The sequence below is a fragment of the Spirillospora sp. NPDC000708 genome (assembly GCF_040299565.1).
Taxonomy (GTDB): domain Bacteria; phylum Actinomycetota; class Actinomycetes; order Streptosporangiales; family Streptosporangiaceae; genus Spirillospora.
In genome coordinates, this window is sequence record NZ_JBEPCJ010000016.1 from 1 (window position 1) to 21473 (window position 21473).

General features: G+C 73.3%; 22 protein-coding genes. 15 read left to right on the plus strand and 7 right to left on the minus strand.

The genetic code is table 11. The features are described from left to right. Together ABT299_RS14070 and ABT299_RS14075 are read left to right on the plus strand one after the other, a co-directional pair. The coding region (locus tag ABT299_RS14070; RefSeq protein WP_500251000.1) for a polysaccharide deacetylase family protein at positions 1-839 on the plus strand (839 nt) is incomplete at its 5' end. 3 nt (positions 840-842) lie between these two features. After that, complete coding sequence (locus tag ABT299_RS14075; protein ID WP_500251001.1) at positions 843-1622, plus strand: hypothetical protein; 780 nt, start codon at positions 843-845, stop codon at positions 1620-1622. A 145-nt stretch (positions 1623-1767) separates the two neighbouring features. On the opposite strand, the gene ABT299_RS14080 is transcribed toward ABT299_RS14075, so the two are convergent. Next, positions 1768-2031: a DUF397 domain-containing protein gene (locus ABT299_RS14080; RefSeq protein WP_387022482.1), complete on the minus strand. Its 264-nt coding sequence runs from the start codon at positions 2029-2031 to the stop codon at positions 1768-1770. Next, on the minus strand, positions 2022-2831 hold the full coding sequence (locus ABT299_RS14085) for a helix-turn-helix domain-containing protein (protein ID WP_500251002.1): 810 nt from the start codon (positions 2829-2831) through the stop codon (positions 2022-2024). The genes ABT299_RS14080 and ABT299_RS14085 overlap by 10 nt, the downstream gene beginning before the upstream one ends. Positions 2832-2972: 141 nt before the next feature. On the opposite strand from ABT299_RS14085, the gene ABT299_RS14090 reads away from it, so the two are divergent. After that, positions 2973-3368, plus strand: a complete 396-nt coding sequence (locus tag ABT299_RS14090) for an ATP-binding protein (RefSeq protein ID WP_500251003.1) — start codon at positions 2973-2975, stop codon at positions 3366-3368. A gap of 30 nt (positions 3369-3398) precedes the next feature. Here the strand turns inward: ABT299_RS14090 and ABT299_RS14095 are convergent, their stop codons facing one another. After that, positions 3399-4457, minus strand: a complete 1059-nt coding sequence (locus tag ABT299_RS14095; RefSeq protein ID WP_190861098.1) for a LacI family DNA-binding transcriptional regulator — start codon at positions 4455-4457, stop codon at positions 3399-3401. Positions 4458-4647: 190 nt separating this feature from the next. Between ABT299_RS14095 and ABT299_RS14100 the strand changes: the two genes are divergently transcribed. The 11 genes from ABT299_RS14100 to ABT299_RS14150 all read left to right on the plus strand — a co-directional run bounded on the left by ABT299_RS14100 (position 4648) and on the right by ABT299_RS14150 (position 16905). Beyond that, on the plus strand, positions 4648-5574 hold the full coding sequence (locus ABT299_RS14100) for an ABC transporter permease (protein ID WP_190861101.1): 927 nt from the start codon (positions 4648-4650) through the stop codon (positions 5572-5574). Between the two features lie 95 nt (positions 5575-5669). Beyond that, positions 5670-6692, plus strand: coding sequence for an ABC transporter substrate-binding protein (locus ABT299_RS14105; RefSeq protein ID WP_500251004.1), 1023 nt, complete (start codon positions 5670-5672; stop codon positions 6690-6692). An 11-nt stretch (positions 6693-6703) separates the two neighbouring features. Further along, the gene (locus ABT299_RS14110; protein ID WP_190861105.1) at positions 6704-7516 is read left to right on the plus strand and encodes an ABC transporter ATP-binding protein; all 813 of its coding nucleotides are present in this window, start codon (positions 6704-6706) and stop codon (positions 7514-7516) included. A gap of 84 nt (positions 7517-7600) precedes the next feature. Continuing rightward, on the plus strand, positions 7601-8749 hold the full coding sequence (locus tag ABT299_RS14115) for a Gfo/Idh/MocA family protein (protein WP_387022500.1): 1149 nt from the start codon (positions 7601-7603) through the stop codon (positions 8747-8749). Beyond that, on the plus strand, positions 8746-9876 hold the full coding sequence (locus tag ABT299_RS14120) for a dihydrodipicolinate synthase family protein (protein ID WP_387022503.1): 1131 nt from the start codon (positions 8746-8748) through the stop codon (positions 9874-9876). The genes ABT299_RS14115 and ABT299_RS14120 overlap by 4 nt, the downstream gene beginning before the upstream one ends. Continuing rightward, entirely contained in the window at positions 9873-10673 is an 801-nt protein-coding gene (locus tag ABT299_RS14125; RefSeq protein WP_190861112.1) for a sugar phosphate isomerase/epimerase family protein, read from the plus strand. Before ABT299_RS14120 ends, ABT299_RS14125 begins: the two co-directional genes overlap by 4 nt. A gap of 37 nt (positions 10674-10710) precedes the next feature. Further along, positions 10711-11988: a purine-cytosine permease family protein gene (locus tag ABT299_RS14130; RefSeq protein WP_500251005.1), complete on the plus strand. Its 1278-nt coding sequence runs from the start codon at positions 10711-10713 to the stop codon at positions 11986-11988. A 101-nt stretch (positions 11989-12089) separates the two neighbouring features. Continuing rightward, positions 12090-14180 carry a PQQ-dependent sugar dehydrogenase gene (locus tag ABT299_RS14135; RefSeq protein ID WP_387022508.1) on the plus strand — a complete coding sequence of 697 codons (2091 nt, stop codon included), beginning with the start codon at positions 12090-12092 and terminating at the stop codon, positions 14178-14180. 64 nt (positions 14181-14244) lie between these two features. Then, on the plus strand, positions 14245-15186 hold the full coding sequence (locus ABT299_RS14140; RefSeq protein ID WP_500251006.1) for a LamG-like jellyroll fold domain-containing protein: 942 nt from the start codon (positions 14245-14247) through the stop codon (positions 15184-15186). A 111-nt stretch (positions 15187-15297) separates the two neighbouring features. Then, positions 15298-15879 carry a DUF4240 domain-containing protein gene (locus tag ABT299_RS14145; protein ID WP_500251007.1) on the plus strand — a complete coding sequence of 194 codons (582 nt, stop codon included), beginning with the start codon at positions 15298-15300 and terminating at the stop codon, positions 15877-15879. 39 nt (positions 15880-15918) lie between these two features. Then, a complete protein-coding gene (locus ABT299_RS14150) occupies positions 15919-16905 on the plus strand; it encodes an asparaginase (protein ID WP_500251008.1) in 987 nt (328 codons plus the stop codon). A 44-nt stretch (positions 16906-16949) separates the two neighbouring features. Here ABT299_RS14150 and ABT299_RS14155 read toward each other — a convergent pair whose 3' ends face one another. Next, positions 16950-17849, minus strand: coding sequence for a YncE family protein (locus ABT299_RS14155; RefSeq protein ID WP_500251009.1), 900 nt, complete (start codon positions 17847-17849; stop codon positions 16950-16952). Between the two features lie 140 nt (positions 17850-17989). On the opposite strand from ABT299_RS14155, the gene ABT299_RS14160 reads away from it, so the two are divergent. Continuing rightward, the gene (locus ABT299_RS14160; protein ID WP_500251010.1) at positions 17990-19441 is read left to right on the plus strand and encodes a hypothetical protein; all 1452 of its coding nucleotides are present in this window, start codon (positions 17990-17992) and stop codon (positions 19439-19441) included. Here the strand turns inward: ABT299_RS14160 and galT are convergent. Genes galT through ABT299_RS14175 form a run of 3 tightly spaced genes read right to left on the minus strand, consistent with a single transcriptional unit; the run spans position 19428 to position 21472 of the window. Beyond that, entirely contained in the window at positions 19428-20489 is a 1062-nt protein-coding gene (gene galT, locus ABT299_RS14165) for a galactose-1-phosphate uridylyltransferase (protein WP_500251011.1), read from the minus strand. The two genes, ABT299_RS14160 and galT, sit on opposite strands and share 14 nt — an antisense overlap. A 10-nt stretch (positions 20490-20499) precedes the next feature. Further along, positions 20500-21111 (minus strand): GTP-binding protein, encoded by a 612-nt coding sequence (locus tag ABT299_RS14170; protein WP_190861132.1) that lies wholly within the window; start codon positions 21109-21111, stop codon positions 20500-20502. Then, positions 21092-21472, minus strand: a complete 381-nt coding sequence (locus ABT299_RS14175) for a DUF742 domain-containing protein (RefSeq protein WP_151545489.1) — start codon at positions 21470-21472, stop codon at positions 21092-21094. The genes ABT299_RS14170 and ABT299_RS14175 overlap by 20 nt, the downstream gene beginning before the upstream one ends. Position 21473: the final 1 nt, after the last annotated feature.

A 21473-nucleotide genomic window follows, 5' to 3' on the forward strand; every position in this document is an offset into this window, starting at 1 on the left:
CCGCCGCACCCGCCCCCCCCCCCCCCCCCCGCGCCCCCCCCCGTCTCCCCCCCAGTGCCCCGCGCGGCCCGGGGGCGCCCCCCCCCCCCCCGGCCCGCCGCTCGCGGCGGTTCCGCCGCCACCTCACCGAGCTCGCCTTCGGCGTCCTCGCGCTCGCCGCGATCGTCCCGCCGGCGCTGGACGCGCTGGTCCCGCGGCGCGGCAGCGCCGGCACCGGGCGCGCCGAGACCGTCGTCACCCGCGCGATGCTCAGCCACGCCGGCACGGGCAACGCGTGCCGGCGCGGGCGCGTCGCCCTCACCTTCGACGACGGCCCCGACGTCTACACGCCGCAGATCCTGGAGGTCCTGCGCGCCTACGGCGTGCGCGCCACGTTCTTCATCATGGGGAAGAAGGCCGCCGCGCGTCCCGCGCTGGTCCGCGCGGTCGTCGCGGGCGGCCACCTCGCCGAGAACCACAGCTGGGACCACCCGCACATGGCCGATCTCGACGCCCCCGCGATCCGCCGCCAGCTCGCCGACACGACCGCAGCGATCATGCGGGCGGGCGCGCCGCGCCCCACCCTGTTCCGGCCGCCGTTCGGCAACACCGACGGCGTCGTGGACGAGCAGGCGCGCGCGCTGGGGCTGCGGGTCGTCCGCTGGTCGGTCGACACCAACGACTGGCGCGGGCGCCGGCCCGCCGACATCGCCGCCACCGTCCTCACGCAGGCCGGCCCCGGTTCGGTGGTCCTGATGCACGACGGCGTCGCCAACTCCGCCGCCACCATCCGGGCCCTTCCGGCGATCATCACCGGGCTCCGGGCGCGGGGCCTGTGCACGGCGCCCGACGCGGGGTAGCCGATGGCCTCCCGGCGGACCTTCATCGCGGGCGCCGTCGCCGTCGCGGCGATCCCCCCGGCCGTCTGGTCCCTGGCCGGGCGCGGCGGGACGGGCGACTTCACGTCCCGCACGTCCGGGCACGACCGCCTGGTCACCAACGAGTACGCGCACTGGAACCCGCGCGCGCCCGACGCGCACCGGTCCGCCGACTGGGACGTGACCAGCGGGTCCCTCTTCGTCCGGGACGGCGCCGGCTGGTCGGGGCCGCCCGACCGGGCGGTTCCGGACGCCCGGTCGTCCACCGGCACCGGGTCGAGCGTGTTCCGGATGAACACCCGCCGCGCCGACTTCGGCGACGTCCGGGTGACGCTGCGGGTCCGCGTGCTGCGGCTCGTGCCGGGCGGCGGCCGGGCGCCGACCGAGCCGACCGACGGCGTCCACCTGATGCTGCGCCGCCAGGACCAGACCGAGCTGTACGTCGCTTCGCTGGCCCGGCGGGACGGGCTGCTCGTGGTGAAGAAGAAGCTGGCCGGCGGCACCGAGAACGGCGGCACCTACACGACGCTCGCCCAGGTCCGGCACCCGTTCCGGCCCGGCGCGTGGCAGTCCTTCGACGTCCGGATCACCTCCAACGGGCGGTCGCTGGTGACCGTCGCCGTCCGCCAGAACGGGCGCGAGCTGCTGGAGGCCGTGGACGACGGCCGGCACGGCCCGCCGATCGTCCGGCCCGGCTCGATCGGCCTGCGCGCCGACAACTGCGAGTTCGAGTTCACCGACCTGCAAGCCCATCCGCTCCGGTGAGTCGCGGCGAGTCGTTGTCATGGCGGCGTCCATGACCGCGACTCGCCGCAAGTCAACGAGCCGGTAGGCGGACGTGCCCGGCCTGGCGGTGCGGACGGCCCCGTCCGACTCGGCCTGTGGAGGAGAAGGACGCGTGGCGGGACGGTCAGCGGGTCGCGCGGGCGGAGTTCACGGCGCTGCGCAGGGCCACGCGGGTGACCAGCAGGACGGGGCCGCCCGGGTCCTTGCTGTCGCGCACCGCCACCGCCTCAGCAACCGCCCCGGCCGCGTCCGCCAACTCGACACAGTCCCCGCCGTTCTCGCCACTGCGCGCACTCTTGCGCCACACGAGTCCGGCTACCTCAACGCAATTGCCGCCGTTGGAGCCGGTGTAACTGCTCTTTCGCCACTTCGCGTTCGTCAGGTCCATCTCTCCTGAATGACCTTTCTCATCAGGTCGCGCGACATGTCTTCGGTGAGCGCCCGCGAACGAAGCGCGATCAGGGTCCGGGTGAGCATCGACAGGTCCGTGGGGTCGTCCGTCGTGATCGCTCGTATGGCCGTTTCGATGTAGGCGACTTCGCTGCGGTCGTCCATCGTTGCGACCACGAACGCGCCCATGTTGCCGTCATGCTCGCCGCTTGCCAACACTACTTGAACCGTGATGTTGGGCAACATGCTCATTTCGATGAGGTGCTCGAGTTGTCCCCTGGTCGTCTCGGGTGTGCCCACGGGACGGTAGAGCGCCTGCTCATCCACCAGAAGGACCAGATCCGGCGGCACCCGCTCCTCGTTGTTCTTGAGGATGTACTGACGGCTGAGTCGCGCCTCTACCGCTTCCTGGTTGCCGCGCAGGAGAGCTGAGGCGTAGGCCGGGGTCTGGACCAGCCCGGCGATCAGCATGGGCTCCCAGGAGACCAGCGTTGCCGCGTCCGCCTCGATATTGGGCCAGTCGAACCAGACCGGCACCGGATGGCCATTCCTGTTCAGGTCCTCCCAGAGTTTGATGAGTGCTCCGTCGGCTTCGAGTAGGCGGTCTACAGCCTCGACGAAGGACCGGGTAGCGCGCCTGGTGCCGCTCTCGATGCGGCTCACCTGGCCTTTGCTGATGTTCGTGTGATCGGCGATGGACTGTTGCGTGATGTTCTTCGCTTCGCGCATCCGGCGCATCTGGCCACCGAAGGCGATCAGCGCGAGGGACTCCTTGGGACGTTGCCGTTTTGGGGGCATGACGCGAAGTTTCCTTCCTTGGTACCTCGCCAGGAGGACACGCCTGTCGCCAGTCGTTTCCAAGGCGATCTGGCAACCCCACGATACTGCGCAACATTGCTACTTGTGTTGTGTTCATCACACGTAGTGAGGAGAAGGATCATGGGTGAGGCGGCGCGGGGTGAGGGCGAGATGGCGGTGAAGCAGGATCTCGCGGTCGTGGCTGAGGTGCGGCGGTTCGTGCGGCTGGTCACCGGTCAGTGGGGCATGGACGACTTCGTGCCGTGCCTGGTGGCCAGCGAGCTCGTCACCAACGCGCTGCGGTACGCCTCCGCGTCCGACGACGATGTGACGTTCCGGATCGGGCGGGACGAGGACGGCGCGCTGTGGATGGAGGTGCAGGACGCCTCGTGTGACCTGCCGTGCGTCCAGCGGGCCGACACGATCAGCGAGGCGGGGCGGGGCCTGTTCATCGTCGATCAGTTCTGCCGCTGCTGGGGAGTCCGGCCGGTCGCCGGCAAGGCAGGCAAGATCGTCTTCGCCGTCCTCAACCCCTGAACAGGCGCCCGGTGCGCGAGGAGTGCGGGGTCAGCGGGGGGCGGCGGTGCTCTCGCGCAGGATGACGTGGCCGGCGACGCGCTCGATGCGGCTGCGGCGGGCGGCCGGCTCGCGGAGGGCGAGGCCCATGACGTGCTCGCCCATCGCCTCCAGCGGCAGCGCGACGGTGGTGAGCGGCGGCGCCAGGTCGCGGACGATCGGAATGTCGTCGAAGCCCGCGAGGGAGACCTCGCCCGGCACCGCGACGCCGTGGTCGCGCAGCGCGGCGAGCGCGCCGATCGCCATCACGTCGGTCACCGCGAAAACGCAGGTCGGACGGGGTGCGCGGCGCAGCAGCTCGGTCGCCGCGCGGTACCCGCCGTCGCGCGTGAAGGACTCCTCGACGATGTGCTCCTCGCGCACCCGCACCCCCGCCTCGGCGAGCGCCTCGGTGAACCCGCCGAGCCGGTCGGAGACGGTGGTGAGCGCGCGCGGCCCGGTGAGGACGGCGAAGTCGCGGTGGCCGAGGTCGAGCAGCGCGCGGGCGAGCGCCCCGGCGCCCTCCCGGTTCTGCGGCAGGACGGCGTCGACCTTGAGGCTGCGGTGCCGGCTGAGCACCGCGACGCGCCCGCCGGTGCGCTGGTAGGGCTCCAGCTCGCCGGCCATCGAGCGCTCCCAGTCGCGGTCCTCGAAGCCGGAGCCGATCAGCAGGATCGCGCGGGCCCGCTGCGCGCGCAGCATCGCCACGTACTCGATCTCGCGGGACGGGTCGCGGAACGTGCTGGCCAGCATGACGAGCATCCCGTGCTCGGCGGCGGTGCGCATCACGCCGCGGGCGACGGCGGCGAAGTAGGGGTCGCTGACGTCGTGGCAGATCACCCCGACCGCCTTGCTGGAGGAGCTGGCGAGGGCCTGGGCGTGCGCGTTCGGGGTGTAGCTGAGCTCGGCGGCGGCGGCCAGCACCCGCTCCCGCAGATCGGCCCTGACCTGCGACGTCCCGTTGAGCACGCGGGAGGCCGTGGCCAGCGACACCTCGGCCTGCCGGGCGACGTCCTGCAGCGTCACGTACGCCCGGTCGCCGGTGCGCGGCTCGTCCGCCGCCTCGGTCATGCGTCCTCCTCGTGGGAGCCGTCCTCCGCGCCCCCCGTGCGGGAACCGCGGCCGTCCCGCGGCCCCTCGCCGGCCGCCGCGCGGCGGGCCCGTTCGGAAAGACCCCCTTGACCGCGCCCGGCGCAGGTTCTTACGGTACCTCAGAAAGCGCTTTCTGAACGCGCTTTCTCGGCACGGTCCCGGAGGAACCATGGTGAGTCAGCACCTCTCGCGGGGGGACGACCCCCCGCGCTCGGCGAACCGGCCCCCGCGCGGGCACGGCACGTCGGACGAGAAGCCGGCGGCGGACGCCGCGGGGGTCGTCGAGCGCGCCCGGCCGGGCGCGGGCGAACGGATCGCGGGCGCGCTGGAGTCGGCCTGGCGGCCGGTCGCGCTGCTCGTGGCCTGCTTCGCCGCCTGGTGGGCGATCACCGCGTTCAAGCTGGTCGAGGCGTACCTGGTGCCCTCGCCGTGGACGACGCTGAAGCTCATGGGCGACAAGTGGGGCTACATCTGGCACCACACCTGGGTGACGACCTACGAGACCCTCATCGGCTTCGCGCTCGCGGTGGTCATCGGGGTCCTCGCCGCGGTGCTCATGGTGTACTCCAGCACGGTCGAGCGCACCCTCTACCCGATCCTGCTGTTCGCGCAGGTCATCCCCAAGATCGCCATCGCCCCGCTGTTCGTGGTCTGGCTCGGCTTCGGCATCGGCCCCAAGATCGTCGTGGCGGTGCTGATCGCGTTCTTCCCGGTGGTGATCTCGATGGTCGCCGGCCTGAAGGCGGTCGACCCGGAGATGCTGCAGCTGTCGTCCACGATGGGCGCGAGCGCGTTCGCCACCTTCAGCAAGATCCGGCTCCCGGCCTCGCTGCCGCACCTGTTCTCCGGCCTGAAGGTCGCCGTGACGCTGGCCGTCACCGGCGCCGTGGTCGGCGAGTTCGTCGGCGCGAACGAGGGCCTCGGCTACGTGATCCTGCAGGCCAACGGCAACATCGACACCCCGATGCTGTTCGCCGGGCTGCTGGTGATGTCCGCCATCGGCGTCGTGCTGTTCGTCGCCGTCGAGATCGCCGAGAAGCTGCTGCTCCCCTGGCACGCCAGCCGCCGCGGCGAGGCGGTCACCACCACCTACTGACCCGGTGCCCGTCCCGCGACGGGCGCCTTCCGAACCCGCCTCCACGAAACCGGCCGTCCGGCCGGGAGCTCACCCCACCCATGGAGGACCGTCCCATGAAACTCCGCATCCTCGCCGCCTCCGTCCTCGTCCCGGCCGTGGCCCTCGCGGCCGCCGCCTGCGGCGGCGGCTCCGACGAGACCACCGGCGCCTCGGGCAAGAAGCTGAAGAAGGTCACCCTCACGCTGAACTGGTACCCCTACGGCGAGCACGCGCCGTTCTACTACGGCAAGAAGAAGGGCATCTACGAGAAGCACGGCATCGACCTGGAGATCAAGGCGGGCCAGGGCTCGCAGAAGACCGTCCAGGCGACCGGCGCCGGGCAGACCGACTTCGGCTGGGCCGACACCCCGGCGCTGCTCGCCGCCGTCGACAAGGGCATGCCGATCAAGAGCATCGGGGTGTTCCTGCAGACCACGCCCGCGTCGGTGCAGGCGTTCAGCAGCAAGAACCTCAAGGCCCCCGCCGACCTCAAGGGCAAGAAGATCGCCATCACGGCGGGCGACGCGCTCTCGCGCACCTTCCCGGTCTTCCTGAAGAAGAACGGGCTGTCGGAGAGCGACGTCCCGCTGCAGAACACCGACCCGGCCGGGAAGATCGCCGCGGTCATCTCCGGCAAGGCGGACGGCCTCGTCGGGTTCGCCAACGACCAGGGCCCGACGGTCGCGAACAAGTCCGGCAAGCCGGTGTCGTACCTGCGCTACTCCGACTTCGGGGTCAACTTCTTCTCCAACGGCCTGCTGGTCGGCGAGCGGAAGCTGAAGAGCGACGCCGACCTGGTCAAGGACATGGTCGCCGCCACCAGCGAGGCGTGGAGCGCCGCCGAGTCCGACCCGCAGGGCGCGGTCGCGAGCATGGCCGGCGCGTCCGAGCAGCTGCCGCCGACCCCGGTCGTGTCCGAGCAGTTCAAGACCACGCTAACGCTGCTGCACACGCAGGCGACGCAGGGCAAGGCGCCCGGCGTCAACACCGAGGACGACTGGAAGCGGACGATCACGCTGTTCCAGCAGACCGGGGTCATCGGCAAGGCCGAGGAGCCGTCGAAGTACTGGTCGCCGCAGCTGGCGGCGCAGGGATGAGCGGACGGGCGATGAAGACCATGAGCCAACCGGGCAAGGCCGCGGCGGAGCAGGCCTCCGCCGTCGGGATCGACGAGGTGGCCGTCCGGTTCCGCAGCAAGAAGCGCGACGTCACCGCGCTGCGCGAGGTGTCGCTGGACGTCCCGATGGGGCAGTTCGTCGCCATCGTCGGGCCGTCCGGATGCGGGAAGTCGACCCTGCTGAAGCTGGTCGCGGGGCTGCTCAAGCCGTCCACCGGGACCGTCCGGCTGCGCGGCGAGCAGGTCGCGGGGCCGCGCGCCGACATCGGCTACGTGTTCCAGCGGGCCGCGCTGCTGGAGTGGCGCAGCGCCCGCAAGAACATCCTGCTCCAGGCGGAGATGCGCAAGATGCCCGCCGAGCAGGCGCGGCGGCGCACCGCCGAGCTGATGGAGATGACCGGGCTCACCGGCTTCGAGGACGCGCTGCCGCACGAGCTGTCGGGCGGCATGCAGCAGCGGGTCGCGCTGTGCCGGGCGCTGCTGCACGAACCGCCCGTCCTGCTGATGGACGAGCCGTTCGGCGCGCTCGACGCGCTCACCCGCGAGCAGCTCAACATCGAGATGAACCGGATCTGGCGGGAGACCGGCACCACCGTCCTGCTCGTCACGCACTCGGTCGCCGAGGCCGCGTACCTGGCGAACCGGGTCGTGGTGATGACCGACAGGCCCGGCACGATCGCCGAGGTCATCGACGTGGACCTGCCCGCGGAGCGGGACTACGCCGAGACCATGGCGCAGCCCGAGTTCGCTCGCGTCACCGGCCGGATCCGCAAGCTGCTCGGCGCCGGCGCGGCGCTCGACTAACCGGCCCCTCCAACCGACGAGCCGGCTCTTCCGACGCCGGCTCTCTCAACACTGCCCACATCACGAAGGCTGGGAAGGAACGGGATGGCACGCAAGTCCATCGGGATCGTCATGAACGGCGTGACCGGCCGGATGGGATACCGGCAGCACCTCCTGCGCTCGATCCTCGCGATCCGCGAGCAGGGCGGGCTGCGGCTCGCGGACGGCACCGACCTGTGGCCGGAGCCGGTGCTGGTCGGCCGGTCGGAGGCGAAGCTGCGGGACCTCGCCGCACGGCACGGGCTGGACGCCTGGACGACCGACCTGGACGAGGCGCTGGCCCGTCCGGACACCGAGGTCTACTTCGACGCGCAGGTCACCAGCGCCCGCGTCGAGGCGATCCGCGCGGCGGTCGCGGCCGGGAAGCACGTCTACACCGAGAAGCCGCTCGCCGACGACCTGGCGGGCGCGCTCGCGCTCGCCCGGCTCGCCGACGAGGCGGGCATCAAGCACGGCGTCGTGCAGGACAAGCTGTTCCTGCCGGGGCTGCTGAAGCTGAAGCGGCTGATCGACGGCGGCTTCTTCGGCCGGATCCTGTCGGTGCGCGGCGAGTTCGGCTACTGGGTGTTCGAGGGCGACTGGCAGGAGGCGCAGCGGCCGTCCTGGAACTACCGGGCCGAGGACGGCGGCGGGATCATCCTCGACATGTTCTGCCACTGGCGGTACGTGCTCGACGCGATCGCGCCGGTCAGGTCCGTGCAGGCGCTCGGCGCGACGCACATCCCCGAGCGGGTGGACGAGGACGGCAAGCCCTACGAGGCGACCGCCGACGACGCCGCGTACGGGATCTTCGAGCTGGACGGCGGGATCGTCGCGCAGATCAACTCGTCGTGGACGACCCGGGTGTTCCGCGACGAGCTGGTGGAGTTCCAGATCGACGGGACGGAGGGCTCGGCGGTCGCGGGGCTGCGGCGCTGCCGCGTCCAGCACCGGTCGATGACGCCGAAGCCGGTGTGGAACCCGGACCTGCCGGCGACGGAGGACTTCCGCTCGCAGTGGCAGGAGATCCCCGACAACACCGAGTTCGACAACGGCTTCAAGACGCAGTGGGAGATGTTCCTGCGGCACGTCACCGAGGACGCGCCGTTCGCCTGGGACTTCTACGCGGGCGCGCGCGGGGTGCAGCTCGCGGAGCTGGGGCTCCAGGCGTGGCGCGAGGGGCGCCGCCTCGAGGTGCCGGAGCTGCGGCGATGAAGATCGAGCTGCCGGAGCCGGACGGGACGCTCGTCCCGTACACGATGGGCGAGCCGCGCGCCTACCCGCGGCCGTCCGGGCCGCCGTCGTCGCGGGTCGCCTACGCGGCGGCGCACGTCGTCGCCGATCCGTTCGGCGACTCGCTGGACTGGGACGCGACGCTGGCGTTCCGCCGCCACCTGTGGTCGTACGGGCTGGGCGTCGCGGAGGCGATGGACACGGCGCAGCGCGGGATGGGGCTGGACTGGGCGACGACCCGGGAGCTCATCGTTCGCAGCAGTGAGGAAGCGCTTTCAGCAGGCGGCCGGATCGTCTGCGGAGCGGGCACCGACCAGCTCCCGCCCGGCCCGGCGACCCTGGAGCAGATCACCGCCGCCTACGAGGAGCAGCTCGGCGTCATCGAGGGCGCCGGGGCCGTCCCGGTGCTGATGGCGAGCCGCCACCTCGCCGCCGCCGCGCGCGGGCCGGAGGACTACGCGGCTGTGTACGGGCGGCTGCTGCCGCAGCTGCGGAACCCGGCCGTCCTGCACTGGCTCGGCCCGATGTTCGACCCGGCGCTGGAGGGCTACTGGGGCTCGTCCGACCTGGACGCCGCCGCCGACGCGGTGCTGGCGCTGATCCGCGAGCACGCCGCGTCGGTCGACGGCGTCAAGATCTCGCTGCTGGACGCCGGCCGGGAGATCGCGTTCCGGCGGCGGCTGCCGGCGGGCGTCCGGCTCTACACCGGCGACGACTTCAACTACCCGGAGCTGATCAAGGGCGACGCCGAGGGGCACAGCGACGCGCTGCTCGGGATCTTCGACCCGATCGCCCCGGCCGCCGCCGCCGCGCTGCACGCCCTCGACCGGGGCTCGGACGAGTACGAGGAGATCTTCGCGCCGACCCTGCCGCTCGCCCGGCACCTCTTCGAGACGCCCACCTTCTACTACAAGACCGGGGTCGTGTTCCTCGCCTGGCTGGCCGGCCACCAGCGGCACTTCCGGATGGTCGGCGGGCTGGAGTCGGCGCGGTCCGTCCCGCACCTGACCCGGCTGTTCCGGCTCGCCGACGCGGCCGGGCTCCTTCCCGACCCGGACCTCGCCGCGACCCGGATGCGCGCCTGGCTGACCGTCCAAGGAGCCGCATGACCAGGTTCAGCCTCAACCAGTGGACGGCCCGGCACTGGCCCGTGCCCGACCTGCTCGCCGGGTGCGCGGCCGCCGGCGCCGGGGTGGGCCTGTGGCGCGAGCCCGTCGCCGAGTACGGCCTGAGCCGCACCGCCAAGCTCGTCCGGGACCACGGCCTCACGGTCACGTCGCTGTGCCGGGGCGGCTTCTTCCAGAACCCGGACGCCCTGGCCGACAACCGCCGCGCGATCGAGGAGGCCGCGGCGCTCGGCACCCCGGTCCTGTGCCTGGTCAGCGGCGGCCTGCCGGACGGCTCCCGGGACCTGGACGGCGCCCGGGCGCGGGTCGCGGACCTGCTCGCCGAGCTCGCGCCCTACGCGGGCGAGCACGGCGTCCAGCTCGCGCTGGAACCGCTGCACCCGATGTACTGCTCGGACCGGTGCGTCGTCTCCACCCTCGCCCAGGCGCTCGACCTGGCCGCGCCGTTCCCGGCCGCGCAGGTCGGCGTCATGGTCGACACCTACCACCTGTGGTGGGACCCGGACGTGTGGGACGGCATCGCGCGCGCGGGCGCGGAGGGCCGGATCGCGCTGTTCCAGGTCGCCGACTGGGTGACGCCGCTGCCCGAGGGGGTCCTCACCGGCCGCGGCATGCTCGGCGACGGCCGCATCGAGCTGCGCCGGTTCCGCGAGGCCGTGGACGCCACCGGCTACACCGGCCCGATCGAGGTCGAGATCTTCAACGACGCGCTCTGGGCGATGCCGGGCGCCGCCGCCCTCGACCTCGCCCTGTCCCGCTTCGCCCAGCACGTGGCATGACGCCCCGGACGGCGTTCACCCGCGGCGAGCCGTCGCCATGACGGCGCGCGGGACGGCCGCTCGCCGCGAGCCGGCGGGCGGGGAGGGCGAGGGGCGGACGTGGCGGGCGGCGTCCGGGGCGTGGCTCGGGATCGGGACGGCGCCGGGCGCGCTGGTCCTCGGCGCGCAGGTCGGCGGGCGGCACGGCGGCGCGCTGCCCGTCGCCGTGCTCGCGGCGGGCGGCGTCGTGATGACCGCGCTGCTCGCCGCGCAGGGACGGCTCGGCCTGCGCCCGCCCGCCGGCGAGGGGGCCGGCATGACCGTCCTCGCCCCGCGCTACCTGCCGCCGGTCGCCGAGCGGGCGTTCACCGCGCTGCTCGCGGTCGCGATGGCCGGCTGGTTCGGCTTCAACGTCGGGCTCGGCGGCGCCGCCCTCGCCGCGCTCACCGGCCTGCCGGACGCGGCCGGGGCCGTCCTGCTGACCGTCCCGATCGTCGCGGTCCTGCTGGCCGGCGGCGGGCGCTGGAACGCGATCGCGGTCGCCACCACGCTGACCGCCATCGCGCTGATCGGGATCGTCGCGGTGCGGCTGCCGCCGCCCGCGTCGCCGGTGTCGTTCGCGCGGGACGGCCCGTTCACCGGGCTGGCCGCCGACCTGGCCGGCTACATCGGCTACGTGTCGGTGTTCGCGGTGCGGGCGCCGGACTTCACCGCCGGGCTGCGCGGCCGCCGCGACCTCGCGGCGTGCGTCGCGCTGCTGGTCGGCCCGGCGCTGGCCGCGTCGGTGGTGGGCGCGGGCGTCGCGGCGGCGAGCGGGTCCACCGACGTGGTGGCGGTGCTGGCCGGGCCGGACGGGCTGCCCGCCGCGAACCTGTTCGTCGCCGCGTCGGTGATCGCCCCGACGTTCGCCGCCGTGCACTCCGGGGCGCTCGCCGTGCGCCGCTTCCTCCCCGCGGGACGAGGGCCGGACGGCCCGCCCGGCGCGCGGGTGTGGGGCGTGCTGGCGGTCGCGGTGCCCGGCGCGGTGCTCGCCGCGCTGCGCGTCGACCGGATGCTGCTCGACTGGCTGACGGTGCTGGCCGCCGCGCTGCCCGCGCTCGTCCCGCCGATGGCCGCCGAGGCGGCGCGGCGGCGGCGGGGACGTCCCGCGCGCCCCGTCCGGACGTGGATCTGGGCGCCGGGCGCGGTGCTCGCCGTCGCGCTGACGCTGGCCGGGCACGCGGCGGCGGCTCCGGTCGGGCTCGCGGTGTCGGCCGCCGCGACGCTGGCGCATGCCTGGTCGGGGCGCGCCCGGCCGGCCTCCGGCCTCCCGATCCGGCTCCGAATTCGTTCTTGACGGCGGGCGAGAGCCGGTCGTACGTTCGGGAAAGCGCTTCCAGAAAGCGCTTTCCAATCCACTCCGTCCCCCACCCATCCCCCCCACCTTGGACGGTCGGAATGAAAAAACTGAGATGGTGCCTGCTGACGACCCTGGCGATGCTCGCCGCCCTCATCACCGTGCTCCCGGCCGGTGCGCAGGCGCGCGACGACGCCCCGATCCTCGACCCCATCCCCGACGACCCCGCCCCGTCCGGACTCGGCCTCGTCCTCAAGGAGGTCGCCCAGCTGCCCAAGTCGGAGCCCTCCGCACCGCCCACCGACCCGCGGCTGCAGCGCTGGAACCGCATCAACCACGTCGGTGAGCTGCCCGACCACTCGGGCCGGCTCTACGTCCCCGACCTGAACGGCAACCTGTACTTCCTCGACAAGAAGTCCGGGAAGTCGCACGTCTACCTCGACGTCAAGGCCGCCTTCCCCGACTTCTTCTCGGCCGCCGGCCTCGGCCAGGGCTTCGGCTTCGTCGCGTTCGACCCCGACTTCAAGAAGAACGGGAAGTTCTACACCACGCACGTCGAGTCGGGCGACGCGCTCAAGACGAAGACGCCCGACCTCACGCCGCAGCCGAAGACCGGCTACCACGGCGTCGTCGACGAGTGGACCGCCGACGACCCGAAGGCGCAGACCTTCCACGGCACCCACCGCGAGCTGCTGCGCATCGGCTTCGCCGGACGCATCCACAACCTGCAGCAGATCGACTTCAACCCCAACGCCAAGCGCGGCGACGCCGACTACGGCAAGCTCTACCTGTCCGTCGGCGACGGCGGCAACGGCAACGTCGGCGACAACGGCGGCGACCCGCAGAACCTCGGCGTCCCGCAGGGCAAGATCCTGCGGATCGACCCGTCCGGCAACAACTCCGCGAACGGCAAGTACGGCATCCCCGCCGACAACCCGTTCGCCGGCCAGTCCGGCAAGGTCGGCGAGATCTACGCCTACGGCATGCGCGACCCGCACCGGTTCAGCTGGGACACCGGCGGCACGCACCGCATGTTCCTCGCGCACATCGGCGAGCACGAGATCGAGTCGATCCACGAGGTGAAGGCCGGCGACAACATCGGCTGGAGCGAGCGCGAGGGCGCGTTCACCTTCCGCAAGGACGACCGCTGCCACCTGTACCCGCTGCCCGCGGACGACGCGAAGAACAACTACGACTACCCGGTCGCGGCCTACGACCACGACCCGCCCGCGAACTGGGACTGCTCCAGCGACACCGGGCACGCGATCTCCGGCGGCTACGTCTACCGCGGCGCCGCCCTCCCCGCCCTGCGCGGCAAGTACCTGTTCACCGACATCGTCGACGGCCGGCTCATGTACACCGAAGAGTCGGAGATGAAGCGGGACCCGGCCGGCAAGCACCGCGCGCAGATCTACTCGCTCGCGGCCTACGACACCAAGGGCAACCCGGTCACGATGAAGCAGCTCGCCGGGGACAACCGGGTCGACCTGCGCTACGGATCGGACGCCAAGGGCGAGCCCTACCTGCTCTCCAAGGCCAACGGCAAGATCTGGAAGGTCGTCGGCACCAAGAGCTACGCCGGCTGCCGTCCGAACGACATCCGCGAGAGCCGCCTCATGGCGGCGGACAACTGGGCGCCCGTCACGCCGTCGAAGTGGCGGTTCCCGGGCAACGAGGTCGTCCTCGCGGAGGAGGGGACGCAGCGGCCCGGCCCGCGCCGCCCCTTCGAGTACGCGGTGCTGAAGTCGGGCCCGGTGCTCGGCTCGTCCAAGATCGACGCCGAGGTGCGGCTCGACACCCCGGTCGACATCATCAACCGTGACGTGATCATCGTCTTCGGCTACCAGGACGACACGCACTTCTACTACGCGCACCTGTCCACCGACAACAGCATCTACCCGCACAACGGCATCTTCGTCGTCAACGGCGCGGACCGGCTGCGCATCGACCAGCAGTGGAACGCCAACCGCTCGCACGGCGCCCCGCCGACCATCACCGACGCCGACTGGCACCGCGTCCGCGTCGCGCACTGCGCCGACACCGGCGAGATCGCGGTCTACGTGGACGGCTCCACCCGTCCCGCCATGACCGCCCTCGACAAGACGTTCACGTCCGGACGCGTCGGCTTCGGGTCGTTCGACAACATCGGACGGCTCCGCGACCTGACCGTCCACGCGAACCCGGCACGGTAACCGGCCTCCCCGGGGCGGGCGGACCTCACCCGCCCGCCCCGGGGGCACCAGAAGGAGACCCTCCATGCTGCTCCGCCGCCGCATCACGGCCGCGACCGCCCTGCTCGGCGCGTCCGTCGTCGCCGCCTCGCTGGCCGCCCCGGCCCAGGCGTCCCCGGCCCCGGGCGTCGCCCCGTCCCTGAAGAAGAACCTCGTCTCGTACTACGACTTCGAGCACCCGGTCCGCGGCGACGCGGCCCAGGAGCGCGACCTCGGCCCCTCCGGCACCACCATCGGCCTCATCAACGGCGGTGCCGCGATGCGCGTCCGGGACGGCGCCCGCCGGCACGCGATCCAGCTCGGCCAGGTGAACCCGTCCACCGCGGGCAACGACGACTGGAAGGCCGGCGTCTACTCCGCGACCGGCGTCCCGTCCCTGCACGCGTTCAACGCCGCGCGCAGCGCGACCGTCGCGGGCTGGTTCAAGATGACCGGCACGAACCCGTCGCCCAACTCGGGCACCGCGAACCCGGACGACGTGTACAACGCGGTCGGCCTCATCGGCGTCCTCACCGGGGACTCCGACGGCCACGCCGTCCGCGCCCTGCTGGAGATCATCGACGTCTCCGGCACGCTCCGGCTCGTCGCGCTCGGCCGCCGCATCGACGGCGGCAGCTCGCAGACGTTCGCCGCGAACGCGGACTGGCGCACCCTCCTGCCGCAGAACACCTGGGTGCATCTCGCCGCCACGTTCGACTACGACACCGGCAAGATGGCCCTCTACAAGGACGGCGAGCCCCTCGACGGCTTCTACACCGTCTCGGGCGACCCCTGGAAGCTCCAGGGCACGCCGAGCCCGCACCTCGCCTCCGCCACCGACCCGCGCGGCATCAAGATCGGCGGCAGCTTCCCGCAGAACACCCGGGAGGCGAACCCCTGCAACTGCCGCATGGACGGCCTGATGTTCCTCGACCGGGCCATCACCCCGGCCGAGGCGCGCCTCCAGTACCGCATCGCCAAACGCTGAACCCCACCCCCAGGCCGCCGGTGCGCTCCGCGCGCACCGGCGGCCCTGTCGTACCCGGCGGCCCTGTCGTACCCGGCGGCCCTGTCGTACCCGGCTGCCAGACTGCCCCGCATGACCGAGGACGAGTTCTGGGACCTGGTCGAGCGGTCCCGCGACCACTCCCCCGACCCGGGCCGCCGGCTGGCCTGGCTCGAAGAGCGGCTCGTCCGCCTGCCGCCGGCGGAGATCGCCGACTTCCAGGTCCGCCAGGACGAGACGCGCCTGCGGTCGGACACCTACGCGCTCTGGGGCGCCGCGTACCGGATCATGGGCGGCCTGTGCTCGATGGACGCCTTCTGGTACTTCCAGCCCTGGCTGATCGGCCAGGGCCGCCGGACGTTCCACCTCGTCACCGCGGCGCCCGACCTGCTGGCGGAGCTGCCCGGCATCCGGCGCCTCGCGGGCCGCCCGATGGGTGGATGGTCGGACGCGGAATGGCCGGAATGGGAGTCGTTCAACTACCTGGCCGCCACCGCCTACGAGCGCGTCACCGGAGACGAGGACGGCCTGGGCGGCGCCCTGCTCGCCCGCGGCCACGAGACGCCGTACGACACCGCGCCCGCCGACCCGTCCTGGGACTTCGACGACCCGGCGGAGATCGCCCGGCGGCTTCCCCGGCTCTCCGTCCTCTTCCCGGCGCGGGCGCGAGGCTAGCGTGGGCCATGGCGAGTCGATCTTCGTGGGGAGGCCGGTATGAGCGTCGCGCTGTTCACGCTGGGCGGGACGATCGCGATGGCGGGGCACGGTCCCGGCCGCGACGGCGGGACGGTCGTGGCGCGGCTGAGCGGCGCCGACCTGATGGCCGCCGTCCCCCGGCTGGCGGGCGTGGGCGTGCCGCTGGAGGTGCGGGACATCGAGGCCGTCCCGAGCGCCCGGCTGACGTTCGCGCGGATCCTCGACCTGGTGCGGCGGGCGTCGGACGCGGTGCGGGACGGCGCGCTCGGCATCGTGGTCACGCAGGGCACCGACACGCTGGAGGAGACGGCGTTCCTCGCCGACCTGCTCTGGCCCCATGACGAGCCGTTCGTGATGACGGGCGCCATGCGGAACCCGACGCTGGCGGGCCCGGACGGGCCCGCCAACCTGCTCGCGGCCGCGCACGTGGCCGCGGCGCCGCAGGCGCGCGGGCTCGGCGCGCTGGTGGTCATGAACGACGAGATCCACGCGGCGCGGTGGGTGCGGAAGGCGCACAGTACGAGCACGGGTGCGTTCGCGTCGCCGAACGCCGGTCCGATCGGGTTCGTCCACGAGGGGCGGGTCGGCGTGCACGGCGGCGTGCCGCGCCGAGCGCCCGTCGAGGTCGACGCGGCGGCCCTGGCCGGGGTGCGGGTGGGGCTCCACACCGTCGTGCTGGACGACGATCCGTCGATGATGAACACGGAGGGGTGCGACGGGTTCGTCGTGGCGGGCTTCGGGGTGGGGCACGTGCCCGCCTCGTTCGCGCCGGTACTGGGCGATCTCGCGCAGCGCGTGCCGGTGGTGCTCGCGTCGCGGACGGGGGCCGGGCCGGTGCTGCGCGACACCTACGGCGCCGCCGGCTCCGAGACCGATCTCCAGCGGCGCGGGCTGATCAACGCGGGGATGCTCGACCCCTACAAGGCCCGCGTCCTGCTGCGGGTCATGCTCGCCGCGGGCGCCGGCAGGGACGGCGTCGCCGCCGCGTTCGCCGAGCGCGGGTGACGGCGTCGGGCGACAGCGCGGGCGACAGGCGACAGTGCGGGTGGTCACGCGGACGCGAGGCGGAGGCCGGTGTCCGTGGCGGCGATCAGCGTCCCGTCCGTGCTCAGCGCCAGGTCGTTCACCCGGGCCGGCAGGGGGACGCGGCGGCGCGGCGTGACGGACGCGGCGTCCCACACCAGCAGCTCGCCGCCGACGTCGGCGCCCACCAGGAGACGGCCGCCGGCGACGGCGGCGGCGACCGCGCCGATGCCGCCCGGCGCGGGCAGCGCCACCGCGGCGTCGCCGTCCAGGGTCCGGGTGAGCACCTCGGCGCCGGACGGCTGGACGAGGAGCGGCGGGCCGTCCGGGCCGGGCGCGAGCACCGCCTGCGAGCCGGAGGACGGCAGCGACGCGGCCTCCTCCTCCCGCTCCACGTCGAGGAGGCCGATGGTCCGCTCGGTGTCGCAGGCGAGGCCGACGAGGGGCCCGCTCGCCGGTGCGGCGTGCAGGATCCAGCGGTCGATGGCCGTCCAGTGGCCGAGCCAGACGCCGAACTCGGTGCGCAGGTCGCCGGTGCGGGCGTCCAGCACGGCGACCCGGGCGTCGCTGGCCGGGCCGAACACGGCGACGACGGCGCCGCGGCCGCCGTGGACGGCGAGCCCGAGCAGGTCGGGCTGCCCGTCGACGGCGACCTCGGCGCCGGTGGACAGGTCGAGGACGTGCACGCGGTCGCGGTGCGTCCAGGCCACCACGGGCGCGCCGTCCGGCAGCAGCCCGAACGCCCATTCCGCGCGGTGGTCGGGGAAGTCGGGGATCGGCGGGCCCAGCGCGGCGCGCGTGCGCAGATCCCAGCCCTGGCCGATGTTGGCGCCCTGGCCGGTCCGCGAGGCGAACGCCAGCGGCGGCCCCGCGGCCGTGGCGGCGACGCCGTCGAACGCTCCCTGCGCCAGCACGCTTTCGGGCATGCCTGGGAGGCTAGGGCACCGGGGTGAGATCGTTCCGCGAAGTGCGCGAAAACGCAGCGAACGCGGCCGCGTGCCGCGCGTGACCGTTCTCGCCCGGTCGTTCGGCGAAGGACCGGATGATGCCGGTAGGTTCCTGGCTTGTGGAGCCGATCGATCTGACCCCCGTCGAGCGGCGCGTGTGGCGGGCGTTCCCCACGGGCCGGCCCATCGACCTGCGCGACGGCGACGACGATCCGGAGAACGGCGCCGCGTGGGGAGCCGAGCGGACGGTCCGGGCGGGCGTGCTGCGCAAGCTGCTGCTGGGGCCGGCGGCCGACGGGGAGATCGCGGCGCTGCGGCTGAGCGGTGCGCGGATCTCGGGGCGGCTCGACCTGCGGTACGCGTCGGTCGCGCATCCGGTGCGGATGGCGGGCTGCCGTTTCGACGAGGCGCCGGAGCTGTACGGCGCGCACCTGCGGCAGCTGAACCTCAGCGGCTCCTTCCTGCCGGGCCTGGTGGCGCAGACCCTCAAGGTGGACGGGGTGCTGCGCATGACCGACTGCCGCGTCCCGGGGCAGGTCCGCCTGGGCGGGGCGCGGCTGGCCGGCGCCTTCTTCCTGGAGCGCGCGCGGCTCGGGGAGGACGGCGCGCGGAAGGAGGTCCTGCACCTCAACCACTCCGTCATCGAGGACGACTTCTGGGCGCCGGGCCTGGAGGCGCGCGGGGAGATCCGGCTGAACGGCGCGTCCGTCGCGGGGACGCTGAACCTCAGGGGCGCCGTGCTGCTGACCCCGGGCGGGCGGGCGTTCGACGGCGAGAACCTCACCGTGGCATCGGATCTGGTCGCCACCGGCGCGCGCATGGAGGGCGAGGTCAGCCTGCGCGGCGCCGCGATCCCCGGGCTGCTGGTGCTGACGAGCGCGCGGCTGTCCGACGCGTCCTGCGCGCTGCGGGCGACGAGCGCGGTGATCGGGGAGGTCTGGCTGCGGGAGGCGCGGGTCGACGGCCCGGTGAACCTGCTGCGCGGCCGCTTCGGGCTGCTGCACGCGGCGCCCGGCGCGCTCGGCGGCACGGTCTGGCTGGACGGCCTGACGTACGGTTCGCTCACGCCGCGGCTCCCCGCCAAGGTCCGCATCGCGATGCTGGAGCGGGACGAGGAGGGCTACGTCCCGCACGCGTACGAGCAGCTCGCCGCCGCGTACCGGCAGGCGGGCGACGACCGGGCGGCGCGGAACGTCCTGCTGGCCAAGCAGCGCAGGCACCGCTCGACGCGGCCCCGGTACGCGCGGCTGTGGGGGTATCTGCAGGACGTGACGGTCGGGTACGGATTCCGTCCGGTGTGGGCGGCGGCGTGGCTCGCGGGGCTGCTGGCGGTGGGCACCGCGGTGTTCGGGCCGCATCCGCCCGCACCGCTGAAGGCCGACGAGCATCCGCCGTTCAACGCGCTGTTCTACACGCTGGACCTGCTGCTGCCCATCATCGACTTCGGGCAGGAGAAGGCGTTCAAGCCCGCGGGCTGGCACCAGTGGCTGGCCTACGCGCTGGTCATCGCGGGCTGGGTGCTCGCGACGACGATCGCCGCCGGGATCACCCGGACGCTCAGCCGGCAGTGACCTCGCGGAGCCGCGCGGCGGCGGCCTCCGGCGGCACGTCGTTGATCCACGCCGCCATGCCCGACTCCGATCCCGCCAGGTACTTGATCTTGTCGGGGGAACGCCGGATGGAGAACAGCTCCAGGTGCAGCCGGACGAGGTCGCGGCCCTCGCCGGTCGGCGCCTGGTGCCAGCCCGCGACGTACGGCAGCGGCGTGCCGTACAGGGCGTCGCAGCGGCGGAGCAGGTCGCGGTAGAGGACGGCCAGCTCGTCGCGTTCGGCGGTATCCAGTGCGGCGAGGTCGGGGACGTGCCGGTGCGGCATCAGGTGGACCTCGACCGGCCAGCGCGCCGCAGCCGGGACGTACGCCGTCCAGTGCTCGCCCGACAGCACCACCCGGGTCCCCGCCCGCTCGGCCTTCAGCACGTCGTCGAACAGGCCGGGGTGCCGGGACGCCATGGCGAGCACGCGCTCGGTCCGCGGGGTGACGAACGGGTACGCGTAGATCTGCCCGTGCGGGTGGTGCAGCGTCACGCCGATCTCGACGCCGCGGTTCTCGAAGGCGAACACCTGCCGGACGGTCGGGATCTCCGACAGCTCGGCGGTGCGGTCGGCCCACGCGTCGATGACCGTCCGGACGCGGGACACGGGCAGGTCCGTCATCGCGGCGTCGTGGTCGTCGGTGAAGCAGACGACCTCGCAGCGCCCCGCGCCGGCGAACCGGGCGAACACCTCCGCGCCGTCGACCGCGGGCGGCACCGCCGGGGTCCGGGTGTCGAACGAGGGGAACCGGTTCTCGAAGACGGCGACGTCGTAGGAGTCGTCGGGGATCTCCGAGGCGGGACCGCCGGGGCACAGCGGGCACTGGTCGGGCGGCGGCAGGAACGTGCGCGTGTTGCGGTGCGCGGTGACCGTGACGTGGTCGCCGGTCAGCGGGTCGCGGCGGACCTCGCACACCGGCTCGACCGGCGGCAGGCCGCGGGGGTCGGGAACGGGGACCCGACCGGGGGACTCGTCGTAGTAGACGAGTTCGCGGCCGTCGGAGAGCCGCGCGCGTGTCCGGTGCATCGCCCGCAGCCTACAGGGCCCCGGCGTTCGCCGTCTCCGCCGCGTGCACCGCCAGCAGGTGCTTCACCAGCGTGGTCAGCACCTCCTTGCCGGATGCGCGCTCGCGGACGTCGCACAGCACGATCGGGGTGGCGTCGCCGAGGTCGAGCGCCTCGCGGATCTCGTCCTCGGTGTAGTCGTAGCCGTCGTCGAACATGTTGACGGCGATGACGAACGGGAGCCCGCGGTTCTCGAAGTAGTCGACGGCGGGGAAGCAGTCGGCGAGGCGGCGGGTGTCGGCGAGCACGACCGCGCCGAGCGCCCCGTACGACAGCTCGTCCCACATGAACCAGAAGCGGTCCTGGCCGGGGGTGCCGAACAGGTAGAGGACGAGGCCGTCGCGGATGGTGATGCGGCCGAAGTCCATCGCGACGGTCGTGGTCGTCTTCTGCTCGACGCCCTCGGTGTCGTCGACGCCGATGCCCCGGTCGGTGAGCAGTTCCTCGGTCTGCAGCGGCCGGATCTCGCTGACGGCGCCGACGAGCGTCGTCTTGCCGACCCCGAAACCGCCGGCGACGAGGATCTTCACCGCGATGGGCGCGGCGGGCGCCGGACCCGCGGCTTCAGAGGGCTTGGAGACCATGCAGCACTTCCCTGAGCAGGCGTTCCTTGGAGAGCGTGCTCTCCTGTTGTTGCGGGCGGGTGACGGTGATGAGCCGGTGGTGCAGCAGGTCGCCGAGCAGCACCCGGACGACCACGAGCGGCAGCCGGATCCGGGCGGCGATCTCGGCGACGGGCTGCGGCTGCAGGCACATCTCCAGGATGTCCAGGTGCTCGGGGCCGATGCCGGGCGACCCGGAGCGCGGCCGGGCCGCGGTCGCGACGATCGTGATCATGTCGAACGCCTCGGCCGTGGCGGGCCTGGCGCGCCCGCGGGTGAGCGCGTACGACCGGACGATCGGCCCGGCCTCGTCATCGAGCCATTCGCTCCCAGGACCGCTCATG